The 1,179-nt window shown below is 58.0% G+C and carries 1 protein-coding gene and 1 pseudogene; both read right to left on the bottom strand.

What is annotated here, in order from left to right; translation table 11 throughout:
- Positions 1–198: 198 nt before the first annotated feature.
- Complete coding sequence (locus tag QCE48_RS31580; RefSeq protein WP_309788770.1) at positions 199–744, bottom strand: hypothetical protein; 546 nt, start codon at positions 742–744, stop codon at positions 199–201.
- 145 nt (positions 745–889) lie between these two features.
- A pseudogene (locus QCE48_RS31575) lies at positions 890–1,179 on the bottom strand (hypothetical protein); the annotation flags it as partial.

Here is a 1,179-nt window from a genome sequence, read left to right as displayed (position 1 = left end):
TTGTCGGATACGCAGGCCAGGGATTGATGCGACGCATTGCACGTGGGTGATCTCGCCAGGCGTCGCTGCACGAGGTGCCGGCAACCTTCTGGGGATCCTGAGGACGGCAGGCAGCCACTCGCGTGCGCCACGCGACTACGTCGGGGTCTGGCGACCCTGGTCGCCGCGCAGCCCAGTGCTGGTTGACGTTAGCTCACACTATTGCAACAGCGCTGGAAACGCGCTGTTGGTCACCAACTCGTGAATGATGTCCTGCACTGCGGCGGGAAACTGCGCCGCTACCCGTCGGCAGGCTTCAGAACCCTCGAAACCCGCTTTAAACGTGGATCGGTGTTGAACGGTCACTGACTGCCCGTTGGATGAGCTAACTAGCAACTTGATGTTCCAATAGCCGCCAGTGAGCCCTACCGTTGAAGAGGACTCGAGCTCTTCAACTTTCCCTGAAAGAGTCACCTTTGGCTGGAGGTCGCCGTACGAATCAGCCACCTTCAGCTCGTCTGCGAGCGCCTTCTGTATGTACGCCGCGAACGATAGGCCATCCGGTGGCGTGAGAATCATCCCGCCTCTGCAATTCGGATCTATTTTATCCGCCGAGACAAAGTGCCCGACTGCGACGTCTTTGGCGTGGATCCCTTTAATGGCTGCGCGGTTATCAGCGGAAATGGCGTACCGAGCAACGGGCTGTTGAACCGTGCACGCGGACAACAAGGCCGCGCATGTGACAGCAACAAGCGATCTGTTCATTTCTGGTCTTTTCGGTTCGCTATAGAAGGAAGTCGTCTCAGCATGCGCCGATGTAGCGCCACTCACCCTCCCCAGCGTGAGAGTTTTTCTTCGCTTCCAGGAGGGAGCGTTTGACTATGGCCCCGACCGCTAGATTCGTGGCAAGTCACGCGCCGGTCATCGCAACGTTCCATGTCACAAGCGCAGGCCCCTTGTTGTTGCACATCCATCGCTCGACTCCAGCGACGATGCCTTCCTCATCACCTTGAAACGCGGTGAACGCTGAAAGGGGTGGCCCCCAACGCTCAAGGAGAGGTAGCAAGCTGGCGCCGTCAATACACCGGACCTCGTAGGTGCTTTTCGGGTGTTGAGTGCATTCGAGCTCGATGTGTTTCCAGCATTGGCTATGAAAAAGCTGGTTTTCGGGCAGGCGGATCATTGTGTCCGCGTCATACG

It is taken from the genome of Caballeronia sp. LZ024 (assembly GCF_031451455.1).
Taxonomy (GTDB): Bacteria; Pseudomonadota; Gammaproteobacteria; order Burkholderiales; family Burkholderiaceae; genus Caballeronia; species Caballeronia telluris.
This window is presented reverse-complemented; position numbering and strand designations above follow the sequence as displayed.